16 protein-coding genes and 1 pseudogene are annotated in these 22159 nt (G+C 67.4%); 2 read left to right on the plus strand and 15 right to left on the minus strand.

The window, feature by feature from the left end; all coding sequences use genetic code 11:
• Positions 1–61: 61 nt before the first annotated feature.
• Complete coding sequence (locus DESTE_RS16570; protein ID WP_035069025.1) at positions 62–3421, minus strand: hypothetical protein; 3360 nt, start codon at positions 3419–3421, stop codon at positions 62–64.
• A 158-nt stretch (positions 3422–3579) separates the two neighbouring features.
• Between DESTE_RS16570 and DESTE_RS16575 the strand changes: the two genes are divergently transcribed.
• A complete protein-coding gene (locus tag DESTE_RS16575) occupies positions 3580–4404 on the plus strand; it encodes a nitroreductase family protein (protein ID WP_035069027.1) in 825 nt (274 codons plus the stop codon).
• Positions 4405–4815: 411 nt separating this feature from the next.
• Here the strand turns inward: DESTE_RS16575 and DESTE_RS18700 are convergent, their stop codons facing one another.
• Both DESTE_RS18700 and DESTE_RS18705 read right to left on the minus strand, forming a co-directional pair.
• Positions 4816–5685 (minus strand): methyl-accepting chemotaxis protein, encoded by an 870-nt coding sequence (locus tag DESTE_RS18700; RefSeq protein WP_425411706.1) that lies wholly within the window; start codon positions 5683–5685, stop codon positions 4816–4818.
• A gap of 12 nt (positions 5686–5697) precedes the next feature.
• Positions 5698–7236 (minus strand): annotated as a pseudogene (locus DESTE_RS18705) (Cache 3/Cache 2 fusion domain-containing protein); the annotation flags it as partial.
• Between the two features lie 168 nt (positions 7237–7404).
• Here DESTE_RS18705 and DESTE_RS16585 point away from each other — a divergent pair.
• Positions 7405–7947: a hypothetical protein gene (locus DESTE_RS16585; protein ID WP_035069031.1), complete on the plus strand. Its 543-nt coding sequence runs from the start codon at positions 7405–7407 to the stop codon at positions 7945–7947.
• Positions 7948–7950: 3 nt separating this feature from the next.
• Here DESTE_RS16585 and DESTE_RS16590 read toward each other — a convergent pair whose 3' ends face one another.
• The 12 genes from DESTE_RS16590 to DESTE_RS16640 all read right to left on the minus strand — a co-directional run bounded on the left by DESTE_RS16590 (position 7951) and on the right by DESTE_RS16640 (position 21967).
• Entirely contained in the window at positions 7951–9558 is a 1608-nt protein-coding gene (locus DESTE_RS16590) for a gamma-glutamyltransferase family protein (protein ID WP_035069034.1), read from the minus strand.
• A 204-nt stretch (positions 9559–9762) separates the two neighbouring features.
• Entirely contained in the window at positions 9763–11535 is a 1773-nt protein-coding gene (locus DESTE_RS16595; RefSeq protein WP_035069036.1) for a YcaO-like family protein, read from the minus strand.
• 1290 nt (positions 11536–12825) lie between these two features.
• Complete coding sequence (gene hisA / locus DESTE_RS16600; protein ID WP_035069039.1) at positions 12826–13557, minus strand: 1-(5-phosphoribosyl)-5-[(5-phosphoribosylamino)methylideneamino]imidazole-4-carboxamide isomerase; 732 nt, start codon at positions 13555–13557, stop codon at positions 12826–12828.
• Positions 13554–14225, minus strand: coding sequence for a hypothetical protein (locus DESTE_RS16605; protein ID WP_035069042.1), 672 nt, complete (start codon positions 14223–14225; stop codon positions 13554–13556). The genes hisA and DESTE_RS16605 overlap by 4 nt, the downstream gene beginning before the upstream one ends.
• Complete coding sequence (locus tag DESTE_RS16610) at positions 14225–14815, minus strand: imidazoleglycerol-phosphate dehydratase (protein ID WP_015946737.1); 591 nt, start codon at positions 14813–14815, stop codon at positions 14225–14227. Before DESTE_RS16610 ends, DESTE_RS16605 begins: the two co-directional genes overlap by 1 nt.
• 61 nt (positions 14816–14876) lie before the next feature.
• The gene (gene tatC, locus DESTE_RS18710) at positions 14877–15668 is read right to left on the minus strand and encodes a twin-arginine translocase subunit TatC (RefSeq protein ID WP_035070786.1); all 792 of its coding nucleotides are present in this window, start codon (positions 15666–15668) and stop codon (positions 14877–14879) included.
• Between the two features lie 659 nt (positions 15669–16327).
• A complete protein-coding gene (gene tatB / locus DESTE_RS16620) occupies positions 16328–16645 on the minus strand; it encodes a Sec-independent protein translocase protein TatB (RefSeq protein WP_035069045.1) in 318 nt (105 codons plus the stop codon).
• A gap of 173 nt (positions 16646–16818) precedes the next feature.
• Complete coding sequence (gene guaA, locus DESTE_RS16625) at positions 16819–18366, minus strand: glutamine-hydrolyzing GMP synthase (protein WP_035069048.1); 1548 nt, start codon at positions 18364–18366, stop codon at positions 16819–16821.
• A gap of 301 nt (positions 18367–18667) precedes the next feature.
• Positions 18668–20128 carry an IMP dehydrogenase gene (guaB, locus tag DESTE_RS16630; RefSeq protein WP_035069051.1) on the minus strand — a complete coding sequence of 487 codons (1461 nt, stop codon included), beginning with the start codon at positions 20126–20128 and terminating at the stop codon, positions 18668–18670.
• A 351-nt stretch (positions 20129–20479) separates the two neighbouring features.
• The gene (locus DESTE_RS16635) at positions 20480–21121 is read right to left on the minus strand and encodes a tetratricopeptide repeat protein (RefSeq protein WP_035069054.1); all 642 of its coding nucleotides are present in this window, start codon (positions 21119–21121) and stop codon (positions 20480–20482) included.
• Positions 21111–21251 carry a CcmD family protein gene (locus DESTE_RS17805; protein ID WP_084559510.1) on the minus strand — a complete coding sequence of 47 codons (141 nt, stop codon included), beginning with the start codon at positions 21249–21251 and terminating at the stop codon, positions 21111–21113. Before DESTE_RS17805 ends, DESTE_RS16635 begins: the two co-directional genes overlap by 11 nt.
• 29 nt (positions 21252–21280) lie before the next feature.
• Positions 21281–21967 (minus strand): cytochrome c biogenesis protein, encoded by a 687-nt coding sequence (locus DESTE_RS16640; RefSeq protein WP_035069057.1) that lies wholly within the window; start codon positions 21965–21967, stop codon positions 21281–21283.
• Between the last annotated feature and the right edge of the window lie 192 nt (positions 21968–22159).

Below are 22159 nucleotides of genomic sequence, written 5' to 3' on the forward strand. Positions count from 1 at the left end.
CGGTGCGCGAAGGGGGCGGTGATAGGGTGCAAGGGGCGTGGCGTGGAATGGTTGGAACGGCCTATGGTGCGGTGGTTCCCGATTCCGTTGCCGTCGGAACTGTGGGGGGCACCGGTTCGGCGGGTGTTGCCGGGTCCGTGGGCAGCGGCGGCACCGTGATGGGACCATCCAGCGTTTCCGGGGCCTTTCGCAGGGGGGCCTTGTAAGTGGGCGTGCTGTCCGCCGGGCTGTCCACCCCGTCGGGAAGGACAGTGGCAGCCGGGGGAACGGGAACAATGGGGCCGTCCAACGTTTCCGGTGCGGTGCGCCGTACGGGTTTATACGGCACCAGGCTCCCTTTCGCGGTGTCAGTGGGAACTGTGGTGTCCGTGGGTGCCGGAGGGGCCGGGGTGGCGGATTCCGCAGGTGTGACCGGCATGGTGGATTCCGTTGCCGGGGACGCCACTTCCGGCGTCGCGGAGGACATCGGTGACTCCACAGGCTCCGGCAGGGCCGGGATTTCCGGAGCGGCGACCGGCGCACGAACTTCACCGCCCGCGTCATGCGGTGCAGTGGGGGGCTCGGCAGGGGGCATGGCAGGGGGCACGGCAGGTGCAGACTGCACAGGCACGGGAACCGATTCCGGCGTGGGAACGGGGGCTGGCGCCGGGGCCACTGGTTCCTGCGGGGCCGGTTCAAGCTGAACCGGTTCGGTGCTCGGGGGGTGGGGAACCTGTTCCGTTGGGATCAGGTCTGCCGGAGGTGTAACGGGTTGCATTCCAGGAGACACCGTCGCGGGTGCAGTCGATTCCGGGGCCGGGACGGCAGGCATGACGGGAGGTTCGGCAGGCATTGGCGTTGCGCCATCGCCAGTGCCCAGGCTTTCTGCAGGCAGACCTTCCGTGGCGGCGTCCTGGGGCCCGGCGGGCGCGGGGCTGGTTTCGGTCCCGGCAGGTGGCGCGATGCGGATGGTCAGATCCGGCACGGGCGTCGGGGCGGGGGCCGTCACCGCAGGCTTGGCCGGTGCGGGCGGCGTGACCACGGGCATGGGCGTGGTATCACGTGCGGGCACGAATGGCCCCTTGGGCTGTTCCGCCGCCGTTGCCGCGCCGATGGATTTGGCATCGCGGCCCACCAGGATGGCGCGGGTTTCCCACGGGTTCAGGTGCAGTACCATGCGGCCCCCCTCCAGCGGCAGGGGGGTGCCTTCCTCCAGGTCCACGGCGGGGTTGCCCGCGCCGAACAGTTCCAGAAGTCTGGGCGTGGCGGCCATGTCCAGGCGTTCGGTCACGGCCTCGCGTCCGAAGTTGGTGACGGCCACCACCATGCCGCGCCCGCCGGGCAGTTCCACGGCCAGGGCGATGCTGCCACGCCCTTGCGTGCGCAGGCGTGCTGCCACGCGCCCGGCGGCGATGCCGGTGCGTTCGCGCATGGCGGTGATGGCGTGCACCCCGTTGAGGAAGGAGTGCGGGTCGAGCAACTGTTCGTCGGGCGTAGGGTAGGCCACCGGGGCGCGGGGCATGCCCTGCCTGGTCAGCACGGTGGTACGGGCGGTGCGGTACAGGGCGTACGCGCCGCGCGGGGCCAGCGCCGGGTCCCAGCGGTCCTCGGAATCGGCCATGACGTGCCAGTCCAGCGGCAGGGCGCCCGCCAGGTCCTGCCCGTGCAGCACCAACAGGCCCGGCTGCATGGCCTTGAAGAAGACCAGGGCCAGATGCCCCCGGCGGATCGTTTCGCGTGCGTCGGCCCTGGCCGCGTCGGCATGGCTGAAACCCGCGCCCAGTGCGGCAAGGCCCGCACCGGTGACGGGCAGCATGTCGCCCGCCCCGCCCAAAGGCATGGTGGACGCCCACAGGGATGCGCGCGTGCGCATGGTCGTGCGCATGTCGTCCGCCAGGGCGGCATCACCCGCCACCGAGCCGGGCGGCAGCATGCCGGGGGCCAGTTGCGGCAGGGCGTAGTCCACGCCGTCCGGGCCGGGAGTGGCGTGCACCAGACGGCGCATGTCGATGCCAAGGCGCAGGGCGTCGTCCAGCAGGGCACGCAGGGGGCGCGCATCGCCGGTAAGCAGGGCATGCTCTGCGGCGGGACTGGTGACGGTGTCTTCGGCCACGTCGGCGGATTCGTGCAGGGTGCGGGCCAGCAGCGGCAGGGGCAGCCGGTCGCGCTGCCATGCCCACCCGCCGTAGCGGCGGGTTTCGCGGCCCAGGGACAGGGCGGCGGTGGGCGCGGGTTCCAGCCCAGGGGCATGGCCGGGGTCGCCCTGATTGCCCTGATTGCCGAAGACGGCGCGGGGCAGCGGGTCCAGCCCGGTCAGGGGTTCCACCCGGAAGCCTGCCAGGGCCATGCCGCGCAAGCCGATCTGCTGGATGATGCTGGAAGACAGGATGCGCCGCGCGGCGGCGGAAGGGTCGTCCCAGTGCAGCACGGGCATGTCGTAACGCTCTGCATGGCGGTAGGCCCAGCGGCGCAGGGTGCCGTCGGCCCCGCGCACTTCGCCGGTGATGGCCCAGCCGCCGGGGCGCGCCCAAGCCAGCAGGTCGCGCGAGAGGGATGCGGGCAGCAGTCCCTTTTCCGCCAGCAGGTCGTGCTGGGCGCGGGTGAGCGGGCGGGCCTGCCATTCCGTTGCGCTGGCGGGTAGGTACGGCCACAGGTCGCGCGGAATTTCCACCATGCAGTAAGCGCCGGGGTATTCACGCACGTTGCGCGCGGCCAGAAAGAAGTCCGGCCCCATGCCGGTGGCGGCGGGGATGATGTCGGTGCCCAGCAGCATGCGGCTGTTGTCGGTCAGACGGCGCAGGCGCAGGAATTCGTCGTCGTTGCCCGCCGCCTCGGAAAAGCCGTGCTGGATGGTGTCGTCACCGGTCAGGGTGGCGCTGCGGTCGTATGCCCAGATGGCCCCGGCGCCGCCGGATGGGGCAACGTACAGGCCGCGCGCGCCCGTGCGGCGCAGCAGTTCCTGCGCTCTCGGCTGGGCCAGGATGGCGAAGGCCGAGGGCGTGCCGTCGGCGATGAGCGCCATGGGATGCACCAGCAGCCAGGTATCTGCGGCACGCAGCAGGTTTTCCGGGTCGGGCGGCAGTGAGGGAGAACGCCAGCCCAACTGGCTGCCGGACACCACGCGCGCAAGTTCCGAACCGGAACCCAGCAGCGACTGCTTTTCCAGCCACTGCATGTAGCCGGGGTCCGCCCGGGTGACCGAGGGGCCCTGCGGCAGCAGCAGTGACTTCTGTTTGGCCGGGGGGGAGCCGCACCCGGTCAGGAGCAGGCTGAGGGTCAGGCACAGGACGAGGTTCAGGGCTCGGGACATGGCCGGGCGGGGGGGCAATATGGCTGCATGCCGGTGCGCGGCGGCGGCGCGCGGCAGGCCGGATGGCAGGTGGAATGCGGGCAGACTGCGGAGCATGAGGGCAATGGTGCGGAGCACGGCGCGGTTCGGCATGCGAGTCTCCTTTATCATGCCGACATTACAGGGGACAGGGGGGACTGTCAAAGGCGGTATTGCGGCCATGCCACGCCATTTTTGCTTTACACGCGGCGTGAAGCGGGGCAAACCGGCACCTGTGGCCATTCGGGCCACGGAGTACAGGGAGGACCTTCATGCCGTTTTTCGAAGTGGACGCGCAGAAATGCAAGCGCGACAACATCTGTATTGACGAATGCCCCATCCGCATCCTGATCGCCGACAAGGAAACGGGCGTGGCCAAGATGCGCCAGGGGGCCGAGGATGCCTGCATCCGCTGCGGCCATTGCGTGGCCGTCTGTCCGAGCGGGGCGGTGCGCCTTGAGGGCATGCCCTTTGACGAATTTGCCCCGGTACGCCGCGAACTGGCCATAGAGGCCGACGCGGGGGAACAGTTCCTGCGCGGGCGCCGCTCCATCCGCACCTTCAAGGAACAGCCGGTGGAGCACGACGTGCTGGTCCGGATCATGGACACCGTGCGCTGGGCTCCCACCGCCAGCCACCGCCAGCCGGTGCGCTGGGTGATGGTGGAAGACCCGGCCCGCACCCGTGAAATCGCCAGCCTGATCATCGACTGGATGATGTACCTGCGCGAGCACGATCCGGAAACCGCCAAGCGCCACAACGTGGCCGGGCTGATCGCCGGGTCGCGCAAGGGCGTGGACCTGGTGCTGCGCGGCGCGCCGCACATCGCCGTGGCCTGCTGCGACGGCGCGGCCACCTGGCCCGCCGTTGATTCGGCCATCGCCCTCACCTATCTGGAACTGGCCGCCCATGCCCACGGCGTGGCTGCCTGCTGGGGCGGTTATTTCACCTACGCGGCCAATGCCTACGCGCCCCTGCGCGAACTGCTGGGCCTTGGCGAGGACGACCGGGTACAGGGCGCGCAGATGCTGGGGTATGCGAAGTACCGATACAAGCGTATTCCGTGGCGGAAGCCGCTCCCCGTCACCTGGAAGTAGCCCCCGCGGTCTGGCCGCGCGGATCGTGGGCGATGGCGGCGTCAAACGCCATTTCCGCTCCGGGTCATGTACGGTAAGAGTACACTCCCCATCGCGGAAATGGCGTTTTCCTTGCCCTCGCCGCACGCTGCGCACGGCCAGGAAGCCTTGAAGTGATGAGCTGTTAGAAAGAATGAAGAAATGAAACCGCCCCGACCGGAATCCTGGTCGGGGCGGTTGTTTTTTGGGAGGAGGAAGGGAGAGCATACTCTTTTCATTTGCCTTCAGGCATGGTCGGCAGGCGGAGCGATGTTGTCCGAGGACAAGGAAAACGGCGATGCAGCGAGGGGAGTGTACTCTTTGGTACATGACCCGAGCGGCATCGCCGTTTGACGCAGGCATCGGGCAAGAGCGCCCGCATGACGGCCATGCCTAACGCATGCGTGCCATGACCTGGCGCAGCGCCTCCGCCTGCTCCGCCAATGCCGCCACGGCCCGGGCGGCCTCGCGCATGGCGTCCACGGTTTCGCCGGAGATGCGGTCCACCTCGCCGGTGGCGCGGCTGATTTCCTCGCTGGCGGCCGATTGCTGGGACGCGGCAGTGGCGATGGCCCGCACCCTGTCGGCGGTGGTTACGGCAATGGTGACGATGTGCTGCAGGGTCTGGCCGGAGGCATCGGTAAGTTCGGCGGACCGGCCCACGTTGCGGGCGGCGTTTTCCGTGGCCTCCAGGTTACGGGCGGCCCCGGCGCGGATGCGCGTGACGGCCTCGCCCACTTCGCGGGTGGCCCCCATGGTCTTTTCGGCCAGTTTGCGCACCTCGTCGGCCACCACGGCAAAGCCGCGTCCGGCGTCTCCGGCACGGGCCGCCTCGATGGCGGCGTTAAGGGCCAGCAGGTTGGTCTGGTCGGCGATGTCGGAAATCACGTCCATGATCCGGCCAATGCCCTCGACCTGGGTGCCCAGTTCGCGCATGTCGGTGCGCAGGGCCTCGGCGTCGGCGGCCACGGCGGTGCTGGCGGATACGGCTTCGCGGGTGATGGAGGCGCCGTCCTCGGCCTTGGCGCGGGCCTCGTCGGCGCTGGCGGCGGCCTCGTCGGCGGCGCGGGCCACCTCGACCACCGATGCGTTCATCTGGTCCATGGCGCTGGCGGCCTCACCGGCGCGGGCCTTCTGCACGTCGGCCCCGCGTTCGGCCAGCTCCACCTGGCGGGCCAGCCCTGCGGCGGCCTCGGCCACCACCTGCGAGATGCGGTCCGCCTCGGCGGCCACTTCGCCGATGAGGGTGTTCTTGTCTTCCATTTCCTGCTGGTGGGCCTTGATGTCCGTCAGGTCGGCGAAGATGGAGAACGCGCCGATGAGGTTGCCGTCCAGGTCCAGCAGGGGGGCGGTGTCCAGGCGGGCGTGCACGGTGCCGCCGGTACGACGGGACAGGGTCAGTTCCGTGTTCAGGATGGCCCGGCGTTCGCGCATGCAGCGGCCCACCACGGTGTCGCGCCCCGCCTCGCCGTAGAAGAACAGGGCAACGTCGGCGCCCAGGTGCTCGTCAGGTGTGCCGGAAACCCCCAGCAGGTCCAGCATGGCCTGGTTCACGTAGCTGATGCGGTTGTCGGTATCCACCACGTAGCTCGGCATGGTCATGCCGTGCAGAATGCCGTTGGAAAAGCCCAGGCGGTGCTTGATTTCGGCCACCATGGCCCGCACGCCGCCGATGGTGCGGCCGATGTCGTCATCGGCCAGGTAGTCGATGGCCGCGTCGTAGTTGCCTTTGGCCACTTCCGCCGTGAAGCGGCGCAGGGTGCCCAGCGGGCGCGACACGGTGCGCAGCAGCCCGAACACGAAGACCAGGGCCACGCCCAGCGCCACCACGGCAATGACGGCGGCGTTCTGCAAGAGGTGCGTATCCAGCCCGTGCACCATCTCCGAGCGGGTCATGCGCACGGCCACGCGCCAGTCCCACGGTTCGAAATGGCGTACGTAGGCGCGCAGGGGCACACCGCCCATGGTATATTCCACGGGGCCGTCCTTCACGTCTTTGAAGAAGGGGGCGATGCCCGCCTCTTGCAACGTCTTGCCGCGCAACGTGGGATGGTGGAGAATCATGCCCGAGGCATCGTAGACAAAGGCGTAGCCCGCACCCGCCACGCGCACCTTGTCCATCATTTCGGCGAGTTGCGGTGTGCGGATGGGGCGACCCACGAAGACCACGGCGATGATGGCGCCGTCCTCGTCGCGCACGGGCTTGTAGGCGGTGATGTACCAGTCGTTCACCACGAAGGCGCGCCCGGTGTAGGTCTGGCCTGCCATGACCGCCTTGTAGACGGGGCTGTCTTCCGGAATGTAGGTGCCCACGGCACGCTGGCCGTCCGTGGTGCGCACGTTGGTGGCGATGCGCACCAGTTTGCCGGGCAGCACCTGGAACAGCGTGGCGGCGCCGCCCGCCATCTTTTGCACGTGGTCCACCACGTCGTTGTTGTCGCGCATGGGCTTGCGGCCAAGCAGCGAATACTGGAACAGGCCGGGCATTTCGACCGTTTCCTTCTGCTTGGTGACCTGGTTGATCACGTCGACCTTCTGCATGTCGGCCTTGCGCACCATCAGCGGGCCATCGGCCAGCAGTTGCGATTCGAACAGGGCCAGGTCGGAGGTGACCTTTTCCTGCGTGATGGCGTGCTGCATCTCGATGGTGGAGACAAGGTTGTCCGTGGCGGACTTCAGGTTGAGCTGCCCGAGGTCCACCAGGTCGCCCCGCACGACGATGGTGAGCACGATGGCCATGAACGCCACCGTGCTTGCCACGATGGCGGCGCTGCCCAGGTAGAATTTGGTGCTGAAACGCATCCGCTGGAACATGGACCCCCCAAAGGCTGATGGTGACCGCAAGGCGATGCCACGCAAGGAAGCTGTGTGGACGGAATGCGGCCCTGATGTGAAACGAGTGTGTCCGGCACTGTGAGTGTTGAGTAGTGTTAATCAAAGAAGCGTCAAAATCAACATGATACATGATGATAGGAGTGCGGAATGAGCGGAAGCGAAGGAAAGGACAGGTTCGATACCTCCGGGTTCGTCATGCGCAGGCAGGACGTGGGCGATGCCGACGCCACCATGACCGTGTCGCGCGCGGGGCGCAGGCCCCCCTTCACCCCGGCGGCAGAGCGCATCGTGATCCTGGGGCTGCCGGGCAGCGGCAGGCGGCAACTGGCGGAACTGGTGGCGCAACGCTTCGGCATGCAGGCGGCCGCGCCGGAGGACGATGCCGCACCCGAAGTGGTGACGGAGCTGTGTTGCCGTACCGGGCTGGTGCTGGCGGCACCGGTATCCGCCGTGCGCGACGAACACCTGCGGGCCTGTCTGCGCGACGGGGCGCGGGTGTTCTACATGATGACCAACCCGGTGCGGCTGGCCGCGGAGCTGGGATTGTCCGGCGAGCCCGGCGAAAGGTTCTGCCGCGAGGCGCTGGAACTGGAAACCCTGTGCATGGGCGTGCTGCATTTTCTGTTGCCGGACGGAAGAACGCCGGAACAACTGGTGGTCAACGTGTGCGAGAGCCTGGGCGTGGCCTGAGCATCACCACGCGGCCACGCAGCCGTCGCCGCGCGGGTCTGCCGCGCCTTCCAGCGTGCCGTCCGCATGGCGCACGATGGCCCCGGCATGTCCCATGACCGGGTCGTAGTCGTCCACCATGCGCACGGGGTGCCCGGCGGCGCGCAGCGCGTCGGCAACGTCCGGGGCGATGCGGCCCTCCAGCCGCAGATGTACGGCGTCGTCTCCCCACGTCCGCCCCAGCAACCAGCGCGGGGCGCTGACGGCCCGTTGCAGCGACTGGCCGAAAACCACATGGCGTGTGAACACGGCGGCCTGGGTCTGGGGCTGGCCCTCGCCGCCCATGGTGCCGTACGGCATGACCCTGCCGTCGGCCAGCAGGGCCATGGCAGGGTTCAGGGTGTGGAACGGCTTGCGGCGCGGGGCCAGCGAGGCAGGGCTGCCCGCCTGGAGGGAAAAGCCGCAGCCCCGGTTCTGCCAGGTGATGCCGGTGCGCGGCAGGACCACGCCGGACCCGAATTCGAAGTAGATGCTCTGGATGCAGCTGACGGCGCGCCCCTGCGCGTCCACCGCGCCCAGCCACACCGTGTCGCCGCCGGAGGGCGGCGCGGGCCACGGCAGGGCGCGGGCCATGTCCACGTCGCGGGCAAGGGCGTCCAGCCGGTCGGGGTGCAGGGGGTTCACGGGCGGGTAGGGGGCATGGTCGGGGTCGCCCACAAGGCCGTCGCGCATCCGGAAGGCGCGCTTGGTGGCTTCCACTATGGCGTGGAGGTGGGCGAAGGTTTCCGGCTCGATGGAGGCGCCAGCACTGCGCAACCGTTCGAAGATGCCGAGGATGCACAGCGAGGCCACCCCCTGCGACGGTGGTGGCAGATTGAATACCTGCCCTTGCTCCAGGCGCAGGGACAGCGGAGCCACCAGCGACGCATGGTGGTCCGCAAGGTCCACCGCCGTGAGGGGCGAGCCCGCTTCGGCAAGGTCTGCGGCCATGGCGGCGGCCACCCGCCCTCGGTAGAAGTCGTCCAGCCCGCGCGTGCCCAGCGTGTGCAGGGTATCGGCCAGGGCGGGCAGGCGCAGGGTGCTTCCTTCCGGCGGGCACGCGCCGTCTGACAGGAACTGTGCGGCAAAGCCGGGTTGCGCGGTCAGCGATTCCACGTTGGCACGTACCAGTTCATGGTGCCCTGTGGTGACGGTAAAGCCGTGTCGGGCGTGCCATTCTGCTTCTTCCAGCAGGCGGGGCAGGGGCAGGGCCGGACCCCAGGCGCAGGCGTGGTCCAGCGCCGCCGCCCAGCCGGATACGGCTCCTGCCACGGTGATGGCGGCCAGCGGGCCGCGTCGGGGTATCTGGTGCGTATGCCCCGCCGCGCGCAGCAGGTCCGGGGTCACCGCAGCGCCGGAGCGTCCGCTGGCGTCGATGCCCACAGGGGCGGGCGCGCCGGGTTCGTGAATCAGCCAGAAACCGTCGCCGCCAAGGCCGGTCATGTGCGGGTAGACGGCGCACAGCGTGGCGGCTGCCGCCACCACGGCCTCCACGGCATTGCCGCCTTCGCGCAGGATGGCAAGGCCCGCCTGCGAGGCAAGGTGGTGGGGGGTGACGACCATGCCCCTGCGGGCGCGCGGCGTGTGCAGCATGACCGGGCTCCTTGGCGATGAAATTTCAACGGGCATCCGCTGTCGGCCATGCCATCAGCCTGCCCGTGATGTGTCGGCACTGGGCCGTCTGCATCCACCCCTACCAGAAAGTTTGAGGGAGGGGATGGGGTCCGGGGAAGGGGAGGGTACTTTTCAAAGTACCCTCCCCTTCCCCGGTTAACTCTTTATTTTCTTCTCCCCGTGTTATCCCCGCAACCTCAGGTAATTGCGGAACAACCGGCGGCTCATGCGCGACCACGTGTCGAAGTCGGCGGTGGATTCCAGTCCGGGCACCAGCGCCTTGACCACGGGGAATTCCAGGTCGGCGTGGGTAAGTTCCACGTACACGGGCGCCATGCGGTTGACGGCGAACAGGGTTTCCAGCAGCGCCAGATTGCGCTGGGGCGATTCCAGGGCCAGGTCGGGCAGGTCTTCCAGCTTGCGTTCGGGCAGGCCGCGCACGCCGGGGCCGGAGGGGCCGCCGTTGGGGTAGGCGAAGGGCGTTTCGGTCATGGCGGAAAGCACGGCCCGGCGACCGGAAAGGCCCGCGCCGGTGCCGCGCGCCACCTGACCGCGCGGCCCTACCACGAAGCACTTGTAGCAGGGCACGCCGAACTCGGTGGTCAGGTCCTGGAACTGGATGTGGATGCCGCGCGCGGCGTAGTCGTCCAGCAGGGATTGCAGGCGCGCGTCGTCCGTGACCAGACGGAAGCACTGCGAACGGTCATAGGGCATGGTGGCTTCGGCGTCGCGCTCAAGGATTTCTGTGAGCGCGGCCACCTTGGCCTCGGCCATGATGTTGCCGGTGGCGAGGCCGGTGGAGCCGGACGCCGAGAACAGGGCGATTTCGTCCAGATTGCAGAACAGATAGGCCATCTGTGCGGGCACCAGCACGGGCCGCGTGCCGCCCGCGTCGTCGGGGGTGTGCCCGGTGAGCCAGTACAGGGGCTGGTCCTGATAGGGCGCTTCCAGCGGGATGGCGTGGGGAGGCAGCACCTCGCGGCCATCGGCCAGCAGTTCGGACAGGCGGGCGCGCAGCAGCGGCTGCGGGGTGGCCCGGTCGAGCACGTGCGGTTGCCCGTCCACCTCGCCCACGGAGACGTAGGACGAGGCGCGTTCCACCATCTCCATGGCGTAGGAGGCGCGCGCGTCGGCCAGGGACAGGCCCCGGCCGTAGGTGGTGCCCTCGCCCTTCAGGGTGTAGTCGAGCGCGCCGCAGCGCACGGTCATGTCCACATTCCAGCGGCGCAGCAGGGCAATGGGCGAAAGGGACGCCTCGTGGCGCATTTCGACCCCGGCAATGATGCCGTTTTCCACCAGTCGCTCCAGCGCGATGGATGCCGTCTCGTGCGACGGCGGGCGCTGCCAGGGGGCGGGGTCTGCGGGCTCCATGGCCAGCAGGGCGCGGATGTCGGCGGCGGTGGCCACCGGGCGCTCCGCGCCGTCGAGAATTTCCGCCGGGTCGAACAGCGGGGGGATGTCCATATCCTCTAGCTGCGGCAGCATGCGGTGGTTGTGCATGTTGTCGCGGAACACCTCGCACCATGCGCGGTGCAGGTCGTGGTCGGGCTGGGCGTGCCAGCGCAGGGCGATGTGCGGGGTGGCGGCTTCGATGGCGGCAAGGGCTTCCGGCGTGGGGGCCGGAGCGGCCTGAAGCAGGCCGGAAAGGTCGGGGTTCAGCAGGCACGCCTCGCGCAGCAGGGCGGTGGTGGCGGGGCGTGCGATGGGATCAAGGCCGTCCAGAAGGGCAGCCATGCGTTCCGGGGGGAACACGGCGGCAATGCGCAGCAGATGGCTGTGCAGGAATTCGTCACGGGGCGTGGCCTCCAGCCGGTCGAGGCCCTGTTCGAAGGTCATGTCCGCCGGAGGCTCGCAGGCGAAATAGCCGGTGGTGGCCTCTGTAGAAGTGTGCGCGTAGCGGTAATGCAGGGTGGGGAGGGCGGCGGGGCTGGCCGCAGGCTTGGTCTGGTCGGGCATTGGTCCTCCGTGAGTGTGCGTGGGGAAGGCATAGCGTATGGGGGGCAGGGGGGGAAGGGGGGGGGAGGTGGTGCACGGTTGCACCCGGCTTCTACGGAGACCGTCGTGCCCCGTTGACCACGCTCGATTTTGTTATGCCTCCGGCGGGCAAGGGGCCATGGAACGATGGCCCCTTGCATCCCCGCGTTCCAAGGGGCTGCGCCCCCTGGACCCCCGAGTCGTCCTGCACCGCATTCCTTCGTCGCCAGCTTCCCTTCGGCGCAAGGCGCCTTCGGGTGATCTGGTGCCGGGAATGCGATGTGCACATGGCTCTCGGTGGCATAGCACAACGAGGGTGCTTTTACCTTCCCCCTCGTCGCGGCGCGCATCCGTTACCGCCGGAGCTTCCGCCGTCGCAAAGCCTCCGGCGGCGATCTCCGGCTGCGGATGCGTATCGCCGCGCGAAGGTTTTTGCGCTCAAGCGAAGGGCGTGCATTTTCATGGAAGTAAGCAGGTGACCACAATACAACAACGCGTTTGTCCATCGCTCGTGTTTCGTGCGTAGAAGCGTGTGACGCCGGGCTTTGACGGCGGCACATGCGTCGCGACGAGGGCGTTGGTAGAGGTGCTTCGTTGTGCCATGCCAGCGGGAGCCTTGTGCGCATACGCATTCAGCCGAGCAGATCGCCCGAGGCGCGCCAGCGCCGCAGGGAAGCTGCCCGGCGCAAGAATGCGGCGCAGGGTGAGTATTGCTGAGGCAACTGGGTGTGGTTGTGGCTACGAGAGTGATGTGCGCATTGGCGTCACCGGCGGCAGATCACCCGAAGGCGCCCTGCGCCGAAGGGAAGCTGCCGCCGAAGGGACGCCGCGCAAGATACGCCGGGGGCCCAGGGGGCAGCGCCCCCGGAGCGCGGGGTTGCAAGGGGCCGCCGCTCAGCGGCCCCTTGCCCGCCGGAGGCATAACGAAATCGGGCGTGATCAACAGGGCACGACTGTCTTCGTAGATGCCGTGCCCACTAACGCGCCAGCCCTCCACCCGCCGGAGGCATAACGAGATCGAGCGTGGTCAACGGGGCACGGCTGTCTTCGTAGAGGCCGGGCACAACCGCGTACACCCCTTCCCCCTGCCCGCCGGAGGCATAACGAAATCGGGCGTGATCAACAGGGCACGACTGTCTTCGTAGAGGCCGGTCGCAACCGCGCACCACCTAATTCCCATGCTCTGGAGGCACAATGAAAAAGGGGCCGCGCTACCGCAGCCCCCTCGCTCAACTCTCCTGTCCAAATCTCTCACGCGCCCGCGCCCCACACTTATTGCGCCGCAATCCACTCCATGGCCGCGTGTAGGTCGAGGGTGCCGGTGTAAATGGCCCGGCCAGTGATGGCGCCTTCCACGCTTGACGTCTGCGTCAGCGGGTATAGCGCCCGCACGTCCTCCAGCGTGGCCACGCCACCCGCCGCGATGACCGGCACCGGGCACATGCCCGCCAGCCGTTCCAGCGCGGCCAGGTTTACCCCGGTCTGCATGCCGTCGCGGTCGATGTCGGTGTAGATGACAAAGGCGGTGCCCGCGTCCAGCAGGCGGGGCAGCACGTCGTCCACGGTCAGGCCGGAATCGGCCACCCAGCCCTTGGTCTTCAGCCTGCCGCCTTCGGCGTCCAGCGAAACCCCGATGCGCCCCGGAAAGGCGGCGCACAGGCGGGCGTACAGGTCCGGTTCCTCCAGGGCCACGGTGCCGATGATCAGCCGCTGCACCCCGGCGTCAAGGTAGGCCTTGGCCGTGGCCTCGTCGCGGATGCCGCCGCCAAGCTGTACCGGCACAGAAAGGTCGGCGCAGATGCGGCGGATCAGCTCGAAGTTGGCGGGCATGCCGCTGAAGGCGCCATCCAGATCGATGACATGCAGCCATTTGGCGCCCTGGTCCTGCCAGTGGCGGGCCATGGCGGCCGGGTCGTCGGAAAACACGGTTTCGGCGTCGGCGCGGCCCTGCCGCAGCCGCACGCAGCGACCGTCCTTGATGTCCACGGCGGGGAAAAGGATCACAGACCGAACTCCTTGATGGCCTTGCGCATCCCTTCCTTGGCCAGGTCAAGGGCCGACAGCCACTTTCCCTTGCGCCCCATGAACTTGCCCACTTCCAGCAGGTTGTCCGCAAGGCCCATCTGCTTTTCGTCGTAGTTGGAACGCTTGACCAGGGTGCCGCCCTTCACGTCGATGAGGAAGACATCCATCATGATGCTGGCCGATTCGGTGACGCCCATGTCGCTGCCCTTGCGCTCGCGCATGTCGACGACCTGGGGCACCAGCAGAAAGTCCACGTCGGCCTTGCGGCCCACTTCCACCCAGTAGGCCAGCGCCTGCGGCCGACCGCCGGTGCGCCCGCCTACCTGGGCGGAAAGCGAGGGCTTGGTGGCGGCAAAGCTGTAAATCCGCTTGGTTTCGCCACGCAGGATGTCGCCGAAGGTGCGGTCGAGATCGGCAAAGGTTTCTTCAGACACCCGCTGCTGGTCCTCGGGAATGTACCCGGCCAGCAGATCGGCCATGGCCGTGGGCTGGGTGAAGGCGGCCACGCCGATGGTGGCCTCTGGCAGCGGGGCCGGGCCGCGCTGGCGTTGCGAGCAGCCGGGCAGGGCGACGAGCAGGGTGAGGACGAGCAGCGCGAGCAGCGCGCCCGACACCGGGAAGGCGATGAAACCGCGATGGGTACGCATCAGTCTAGGCTCCCTTTGGTGCTGAGCAGCGTCTCGCGGTCACGGCGCACCGCCTGGCGCAGGGCAAGTCCCAGCCCCTTGGCGGCGGATTCCAGCAAGTGGTGACCGTTCCTGCCGTACAGGAACGAGACGTGCAGGTTCATGCGGGCGGCCGAGGCGAACGCCTTCAGGAACTCGCGCCACAGGTCGCGTTCCTGCCCGGCGATGACGGGCGGCAGAAGGTCGTCCCCGCGCCATTCAAGCCACGGACGACCGGAAATGTCGATGCAAACGTCGGCCAGCGCTTCATCCATGGGCACGCGGGCAAAACCCACGCGGGCGATGCCCGACCGTTCTCCCAGGGCTTCGGCCAGGGCCTGGCCCAGGCACAGGCCCACGTCCTCCACGGTGTGATGGGCGTCGATTTCCAGGTCGCCGGTACAGGACAGGGTAAGGTCGAACCCGGCCCAGAACGCGGCCAGGGTGATGACATGGTCCGCCATGCCGAACCCGGTATGCACGTTGACCAAGCCCTGCCCGTCCACCACGAGGTCGAGGCGGATGGAGGTCTCCTTGGTTTCGCGGAACACGGCGGCGCTGCGTTGGCTCATCTCGGGCTCCTTACGGGGTGCAGGGTTCATGTGTGTGGACCGTTGCGGACTGCAGCGCGGGTTAGTCGCCCTGCATGGCCGTGTCGGGATCGGGCTTGTCACCCTCGCCGGACTCTGCTTCTTCCGCCGCATCGTCATCTTCCGCGCTGCGCTTCTTCTTTCCGAATGTGGCGGCCACGAGGATGCTTATTTCATACAGCACAAGCATGGGCGCCGCCATCATCATCTGCGAGAAAACATCCGGCGGGGTAAGGATGGCCGCCACGACGAAGATGCCGAGGATGGCGTACTTGCGGGTCTTGCGCATCCCCTGCGCGGTGACGATGCCAAGCCGCGACAGGAAGAACGCGAACAACGGCATCTCGAAGATCAGCCCGAAGGCCAGCAGCATCTTGAGCGTGAAGCCCAGATACTCGTCCAGTTTGGGCATGGGCGCGATGGTGTCGGTGGCGAAGCCCACGAAGAACTCGAAGGCATACGGGAACACCTGGAAATAGCAGAACGCCGCACCCGCCACGAAGAACAGCGCAGAGGCCCCGGCAATGGGGATGACGTGGCGCTTTTCCTCGTCGTACAGGCCGGGCGCGATGAACGACCATATCTGGTAGAACAGGTACGGGCTGGCCAGGAAGGCCCCGGCCACCAGCGCCACCTGCATGTAGACGAAGAACGCCTCGGGCAGGGCGGTGTAGATCAGCTTGGCCCCGGCCGGCAGCGCCCGGGTCAGCGGGATCATCAGGTAGTTGAACAGCTGTTCGGCAAAGCCGTAGCAGGCGAAAAAACCCACGGCCAGCGCGATGAGGCTGCGCACCAGGCGCACGCGCAGTTCGGAAAGATGGTCCAGCAGGGTCATGGAGCGACCACCCTCGGTGGCGGCTTCGTCTTCCTTGCTGGCGCGGTCCACGGCTTCGCTGAGGTCGCGCGGGGGGGCGGACACCACGGCGGTCTCCGGGGTGGAGGCTTCGACCGGGGCGTCCGTGTCGTCAGGGGGCGGAGAGTCGGAGCCGTTCCGACCCGCCGAAGCAGCGGCATCGGAGCTGTCCGAGCCGGAACCGTCCGTGCCGTCCGGCTCGTAGTCGGGCAGCACGGCGGCAGCGATCACGTTTTCGACGGACCGCGCCTCGGCGGGTTCGGAGCCGGTCGAAACGGACCCAGCCTGCCCCGCGTCGGGGGCAGCGCCGTCAGGGGCGGTACTGTCAGGGGCGGTACTGTCGGGGGCGACACCGTTGGAGCCTTCGCCCTCGGGCGCATCAGTGGGCGCCGGTGCATCCCCCGCGGCATCCTCTGCGGCAGTCTGGGCGGCTTCTCCGGCTGCGCCTTGCGGGGCATTCGCCTGCTCGGCGGCCTTGCGCTCGCAGGCCTCTATGGCGTCCAGTTCGCAGGCGTTGCGTTCCGCCGCGTCCGGATCGTACGCGTCCGGTTCGGTGGCGTCCGGTTTGTCCGTCGCCGGAAGCTTCTCGCGGTCGCCTTCGGACACGGGCCCCGCCTTGGCGGCGTCCTTGTCGTCCCGGCTCATGCGTTCTTACCGGTGGATTCGGTGGCGGTTTCCACGGTGGTGGCAGCCGCTTCGGCCTTTTGCGGTTCTGCCTTGGGGGCTTCGGCCTTGGCCTTGTCGTCGAAGAATTCCTTTTCGGCTTCCTTCTTGCGGCGCTCGTGATCGTCGAGTTCGATCTCGGTGTTCAGCGTGCGCTGAAAGTCGGTGGAAACCCTGCGGAATTCACCCAGTGCCTTGCCCAGTGTACGCGCGATGTTGGGCAGGTTCTTGGGACCGAGGACGATGAGGGCCACGACCATGATGACGAGAAGTTCCGTGCTGCCGATGCCGAACATGGAAGACAGACCGCCTTGGTTGCAGTGCTGCGGGTCGGGGCCGGGATGACCGGCCATGCCCCGTGGGCGCCGCGCGTGGGCGCGGCCCTTCGGCCGAAGGTGGCGGGGGCGTCACGGGGGCCTTGCGACCCCCGCGCGTCCGCCGGGCATTCACTGGTGCGAACGCCGTCCGCCTATTCCCATTCGATGGTGCTCGGCGGCTTCGAGGAGATGTCGTAGACCACGCGGTTCACGCCCTTAACCTCGTTGATTATCCGGCTCGAAATACGCTCAAGCAGTTCGGAAGGCAAGCGTGCCCAGTCCGCCGTCATGGCGTCCACACTGTCCACGATGCGCAGGGCGATGACGTGCTCGTAGGTGCGGCCGTCACCCATGACGCCCACGGTCTTCAGCGGCAGCAGCACGGCAAAACCCTGCCACACCTTGCGGTACCAGCCGGAGGACATCAGCTCGGCCTGCACGATCTTGTCGGCCTTGCGCAGGATGTCCAGGCGTTCCTCGGTGATTTCGCCGATGACGCGAATGGCAAGGCCGGGGCCGGGGAAGGGGTGGCGCCAGATGATGAAGTCCGGCAGGCCCAGTTCGCCCGCCACCTTGCGCACTTCGTCCTTGAACAGTTCGCGCAGCGGCTCGATGAGCTTCAGGTTCATCTTTTCCGGCAGGCCGCCCACGTTGTGGTGGCTCTTGATGACGGCGGAAGGACCCTTGTGCGACACCGACTCGATCACGTCGGGGTACAGGGTGCCCTGCGCCAGGAAGTCCACGTGCCCAAGGGCTTTGGCTTCCTCGTCGAACACCTCGATGAAGGTGTAGCCGATGATCTTGCGCTTCTGCTCGGGGTCGTCCACGCCTTCCAGCTTGTCGAGGAAGCGGCGCTGGGCCTGCACGTACTTCAGGTTCAGGTCGAAGTGCTCGCGCAGGTAGTCCACCACTTCCTGGCCTTCGTTCAGGCGCAGCACGCCGTTGTCCACGAAGATGCAGTGCAGGCGCTTGCCGATGGCCTTGTGCAGCAGCACGGCCACCACGGTGGAGTCGATGCCGCCCGAAAGCGCGCACACCACGTGGCGGTCGCCCACGGTTTCGGCCATTTCCTTGATGGCGCGCTCGACAAACGAGGACATGGTCCAGTCGGCCTTCAGCCTGGCCACATGGAACAGGAAGTTGCTGATGATGCGGGCGCCTTCCTCGGTGTGGTGCACTTCGGGGTGGAACTGCACGGCGTAGATGCGGCGGGCATTATCGGCCATGGCCGCCACGTCCAGGGTGGCGGTGCGGCCCACCACGGCAAAGCCGGGCGGGGGCGTCTTGACCTTGTCGCCGTGGCTCATCCACACGCGGGTGGGGGCAGACTTGTCGATGCCGTCCCACAGCGGGCAGTCGCCCAGCAGGGTAAGGTCGGAGGGGCCGTATTCGCGGGTTTCCGAGGTGGCCAGCTGGCCGCCCAGGTTGTGCCCCAGAAGCTGCATGCCGTAGCAGATGGCCAGAACCGGCACGCCGAGTTCCAGCAGGCCCTTGTCCAGGGTGGGGGCGTCTGCCTCGCCCACGCTGGCCGGGCCGCCGGACAGGATGACGGCGGCGGGCTTCATGGCGCGCACCTGGTCCGCCGTGACGATGCAGGGGTGGATTTCGGAGTAGACGCCAGCCTCGCGCACGCGGCGGGCGATGAGCTGCGTCACCTGCGAACCGTAGTCGATGATGATGACCTTGGTCTGTGCTTCCATGTGCTGTCCTCTGTCGCCCGCGCGGGGTGCTTCGGGCAATCGTGATATGCGTTGTGAGGCTGTGGTGTCTGGCTTGGCGCTTGCGGGGAGGGCATTTCTGCCTTTCTGCTGCAATGCGTGATCTCAGCCGCGAAGGGAGTTTCGGTTCCGGCAAGGAAGGCGAGGGGCGGCAAGGGGAGCGTGCGGCAGCCGTTATGCGAGCTTGCGAGCATTACGGATGGCGACCGCAGCGCGCTCTGCCGGTACGTGACCCGAGCCGCCTCCGATGCCTGACGATGCCGGAACCGGAAATACCGAGCGGCTAGTTGTTGTCGATGCGGTAGTTGGGCGATTCCTTGGTAATGATCACATCATGCACGTGGCTTTCACGAAGCCCCGCCGCAGAGATTTCCACGAACTGCGCCTTGTCCTGCAATTCCCTGATGTCCGCCGCGCCCACGTACCCCATGCCGGAACGCAGGCCGCCCACCAGCTGGTACAGGCTTTCGGCCACCGGACCCTTCACGGGCACGCGGCCCACGATGCCTTCGGGCACCAGCTTCTTGCTCTTTTCCTGGAAGTAGCGGTCGGAGCTGCCTTCCTTCATGGCGTCGATGGAGCCCATGCCGCGATAGATCTTGTACGAGCGGCCCTGATAGAGAATGGTTTCGCCCGGGCTTTCGTCGGTACCGGCGAACAGGCTGCCGATCATCACGGTGTCCGCGCCCATGGCGATGGCCTTCACCACGTCGCCCGAGAACTTCACGCCGCCGTCGGCGATGATGCAGCGGTCAAGCTCGCGTGCGGCGCGCACGGATTCGAGGATGGCGGTCACCTGGGGCACGCCCACGCCCGCCACGATGCGGGTGGTGCAGATGGAGCCGGGGCCGATGCCCACCTTCACGGTGTTGGCCCCCGCCTTCAGGATGGCTTTCGCCCCTTCGTAGGTGGCCACGTTGCCCGCCACCAGCTGGCACTTGGGGAAGGCGCCCTTGACCATTTCGATGGCGCGCAGCACGTTGCGCGAGTGGCCATGGGCGGAATCCAGCACCAGAAAGTCCACGCCCGCGGCCAGCAGGGCGCCCGCGCGTTCCTCGCAGTCCTTGCCGATGCCGATGGCGGCGCCCACGCGCAGGCGACCGTTGTCGTCCTTGCACGAATTCGGGTACTTCTGGACCTTGTCGATGTCCTTCATGGTGATGAGGCCCTTCAGGCGATTGCCCTCGTCCACCACCAGCAGCTTTTCGATGCGGTGCGCGTGCAGCAGGTCCTTGGCCTCGTCCAGGGTGGTGCCCACGGGCACGGTGACCAGGTTCTTGCTGGTCATCACCTCGCGCACCTGGGTGCCTTCCAGGTCCTTGACGAAGCGCACGTCGCGGTTGGTCAGAATGCCCACCAGTTCCACCCCGCGCACCACCGGCAGGCCGGACACGCGGTATTCGGCCATCAGCTCCAGGGCCTGGCGCACGGAATAGTCGGGGTCGATGGTCACGGGGTCGATGATCATGCCGCTTTCGGACTTCTTGACCTTTTCGACTTCGATGCGCTGGCGGTCCACGGGCATGTTCTTGTGGATGACGCCCACGCCGCCGTTGCGGGCCATGGAAATGGCCATGCCGGAATCGGTCACGGTGTCCATGGCGGCGCTGAGCAGGGGAATGTTGAGGCGGATTTCGGGGGTGAGCCAGGTGGAGACGTCCACGAGGTCGGGGGTGACTTCGGAATAGCCGGGCTGCAGCAGGACGTCGTCGAACGTCAGTGCCTTGCACACGATCTTGCTCATGATCTCTCTCCGGGCGGGTTGGTTGGAGCGTCCGGGCCGCGCGGCTCCGGACCGTTTTCCCCGTCTGCCTCCGAACGAAGGGCGGGTCGTTGGGCTTGGCAGGTTTGACAAATATGTCAAAATTTAATCAACCATCATACTGGTCGGGCCGGGTATTTGTCAAGAATCGGGTTGGTTCCCCAATCAGTTGCGGACAGGAGGCGGAGCACCGGGCGCAGGGCCGTTTCCAACTGCATCCCGGCGCTGCCTGGCGGCGTCAGAAGCGGAGGCCGCGACGGTGTTTCGCATGCACGAAAGGGGCGGTGGTCCGCCCCTTCCGGTGTGTGTCGTCATGTTGCGGGGTTGCGCCCGCTACTGCTTTTTGTCCTGCTTTTTTTCCTCGGGCACCTTGCCGGTGTCGCCGTGGGTGGGCGACTCCAGTTCCTGCCGGGCCTGGGCCTTGAGGTCTTCCGGGGCCTTGGCGTCTTCCAGTATGGCTTTCAGATGGGCGTTACCCTTGGCTTCGGCCTTCAGGTAGTGGCGGTACAGGATGCCAAGGTTGAAGCGCGCGGCGGGCTGGGGATCGATTTCGATGAGCCGCTCGAAGGTTTCCGCAGCCTTGTCGAAGGATTGCTGCTGATACTGGGCGATGCCCAGCATGTACAGCGGCTGCGGGTCCGCCGGGGCGGCCACCACGGCGCGGGCCAGAAAGCTTTCGGCGCGGGCCCAATCGGAGTGATCCAGAAAGTGCTGGCCAAGGGCGAACAGCGCGCCCGCGTCGGTGGGGTTCTGCTGCACCTTCTGCATCAGCGCGGACACCACTTCCATCTCGCCATCGTGTTCCCCTGCCTGTTCCTGCGCGGCGGGGCCGCGCCCCTGCTGCACCAGCGAAGGGTTGGACAGACGGTACAGGAACGACGCGCCCAGCATGCAGGCAAGGCCAACGCACACGGCCAGCAGCACCAGCTTGCGGCTGCCGTCCAGCGGAGTCATGGTCAGGGTGCTATTTGTCATTGGCCAGCATCTCCATGTGGCGAATGCGCCGGTCCAGGGTCTGCTGCGCGCGGGCCATCAGGAACAGGTAGCCGCCGATGCCGAGCCATACGGCCACGTTGGCGATCAGGAGCCATTGGGTACTTTCCATATTTTTCGAACCTCCTGCCTTTCACAAGGCTAGATGGTGGTTTCCGTCGCAAGCACGTCGATGCGTGCCGCCATGCGCCGCTGCGTCGCGCGCAGCCAGGTCAGCGCCACCCACAGAAAGCCGAAGGCGACGATGCAGACGATGACGGTGGTCTTCATTTCCGGTTCCAGTCCCCCGCCTTTCGATGCGAACACGGCGGGGTGGATGGAGCGCCACAGCCGGGCGGACAGGAACACCAGCGGCACGTCGAGGAAGGCCACTATGCCCACCACGGCGGAAACGGTGCCCAGCCGCTCGCGCGGCAGATCGAGGGTGCGCAGCACAAGGTAGCCCGCGTACACGAACCACATGACCAGAGTGGTGGTCAGTCGCGGGTCCCACGTCCACCAGACGCCCCAGGAGTGGCGGCCCCAGATGGAGCCGGTGATGAGGGCAAGGCCGCTGAACAGCACGCCCACCTCGGCGGCGGCGCCGGACAGCGCGTCCCACTTCCAGTTGCGGGTGCGCAGAAAGGCGATGCTGGCCGCAAACACGGTAAGGAAGCTGATCAGCGACCACCACGCCAGCGGCATGTGAAAGTAGAAGATCTTCTGCACGATGCCCATGGCCTGTTCCACGGGGGCGTACACGAAGATCAGGTATTGGCAGAGCGCGAGGGCCAGGCCCGCGATAATCCCGACAAGGGGCATCACGGGGGAAAGCCGGTTCGTTTGCATGGGTGCCTCGCTGCCGCCTGGGCGGCATTGTATTTCTTTTCCGGGGGAAGGGACCCTTTGAAAAGGGTCTCCTTCCCCCGGACCCCCATCCCCCCAAACTTTTTATAAGGGGATGTTCAAAGTTCACTACTTGTCCGGAATCGGACCGCGAAGCGGGCCGGTTCCGAAAATGGGGTCAAGGGGGCGCGGCCC

Origin of the sequence: Nitratidesulfovibrio termitidis HI1, from assembly GCF_000504305.1 — a bacterium.
GTDB classification, from domain to species: Bacteria; Desulfobacterota; Desulfovibrionia; order Desulfovibrionales; family Desulfovibrionaceae; genus Cupidesulfovibrio; species Cupidesulfovibrio termitidis.

Excerpts from the sequence above, each read along its gene's own strand:
- guaB (WP_035069051.1), bottom strand. The coding sequence starts at position 20,128 with ATGAGCAAGATCGTGTGCAAGGCACTGACGTTCGACGACGTCCTGCTG.
- DESTE_RS16605 (WP_035069042.1), bottom strand. The coding sequence starts at position 14,225 with ATGCGTACCCATCGCGGTTTCATCGCCTTCCCGGTGTCGGGCGCGCTG.
- DESTE_RS16570 (WP_035069025.1), bottom strand. The coding sequence starts at position 3,421 with ATGCCGAACCGCGCCGTGCTCCGCACCATTGCCCTCATGCTCCGCAGT.
- DESTE_RS16610 (WP_015946737.1), bottom strand. The coding sequence starts at position 14,815 with ATGAGCCAACGCAGCGCCGCCGTGTTCCGCGAAACCAAGGAGACCTCC.
- tatC (WP_035070786.1), bottom strand. The coding sequence starts at position 15,668 with ATGACCCTGCTGGACCATCTTTCCGAACTGCGCGTGCGCCTGGTGCGC.
- DESTE_RS16595 (WP_035069036.1), bottom strand. The coding sequence starts at position 11,535 with ATGCCCGACCAGACCAAGCCTGCGGCCAGCCCCGCCGCCCTCCCCACC.
- tatB (WP_035069045.1), bottom strand. The coding sequence starts at position 16,645 with ATGTTCGGCATCGGCAGCACGGAACTTCTCGTCATCATGGTCGTGGCC.
- DESTE_RS16575 (WP_035069027.1), top strand. The coding sequence starts at position 3,580 with ATGCCGTTTTTCGAAGTGGACGCGCAGAAATGCAAGCGCGACAACATC.
- DESTE_RS17805 (WP_084559510.1), bottom strand. The coding sequence starts at position 21,251 with ATGGAAAGTACCCAATGGCTCCTGATCGCCAACGTGGCCGTATGGCTC.
- guaA (WP_035069048.1), bottom strand. The coding sequence starts at position 18,366 with ATGGAAGCACAGACCAAGGTCATCATCATCGACTACGGTTCGCAGGTG.
- DESTE_RS18700 (WP_425411706.1), bottom strand. The coding sequence starts at position 5,685 with ATGGAAGACAAGAACACCCTCATCGGCGAAGTGGCCGCCGAGGCGGAC.
- DESTE_RS16640 (WP_035069057.1), bottom strand. The coding sequence starts at position 21,967 with ATGCAAACGAACCGGCTTTCCCCCGTGATGCCCCTTGTCGGGATTATC.
- DESTE_RS16635 (WP_035069054.1), bottom strand. The coding sequence starts at position 21,121 with ATGACAAATAGCACCCTGACCATGACTCCGCTGGACGGCAGCCGCAAG.
- DESTE_RS16585 (WP_035069031.1), top strand. The coding sequence starts at position 7,405 with ATGAGCGGAAGCGAAGGAAAGGACAGGTTCGATACCTCCGGGTTCGTC.
- DESTE_RS16590 (WP_035069034.1), bottom strand. The coding sequence starts at position 9,558 with ATGCTGCACACGCCGCGCGCCCGCAGGGGCATGGTCGTCACCCCCCAC.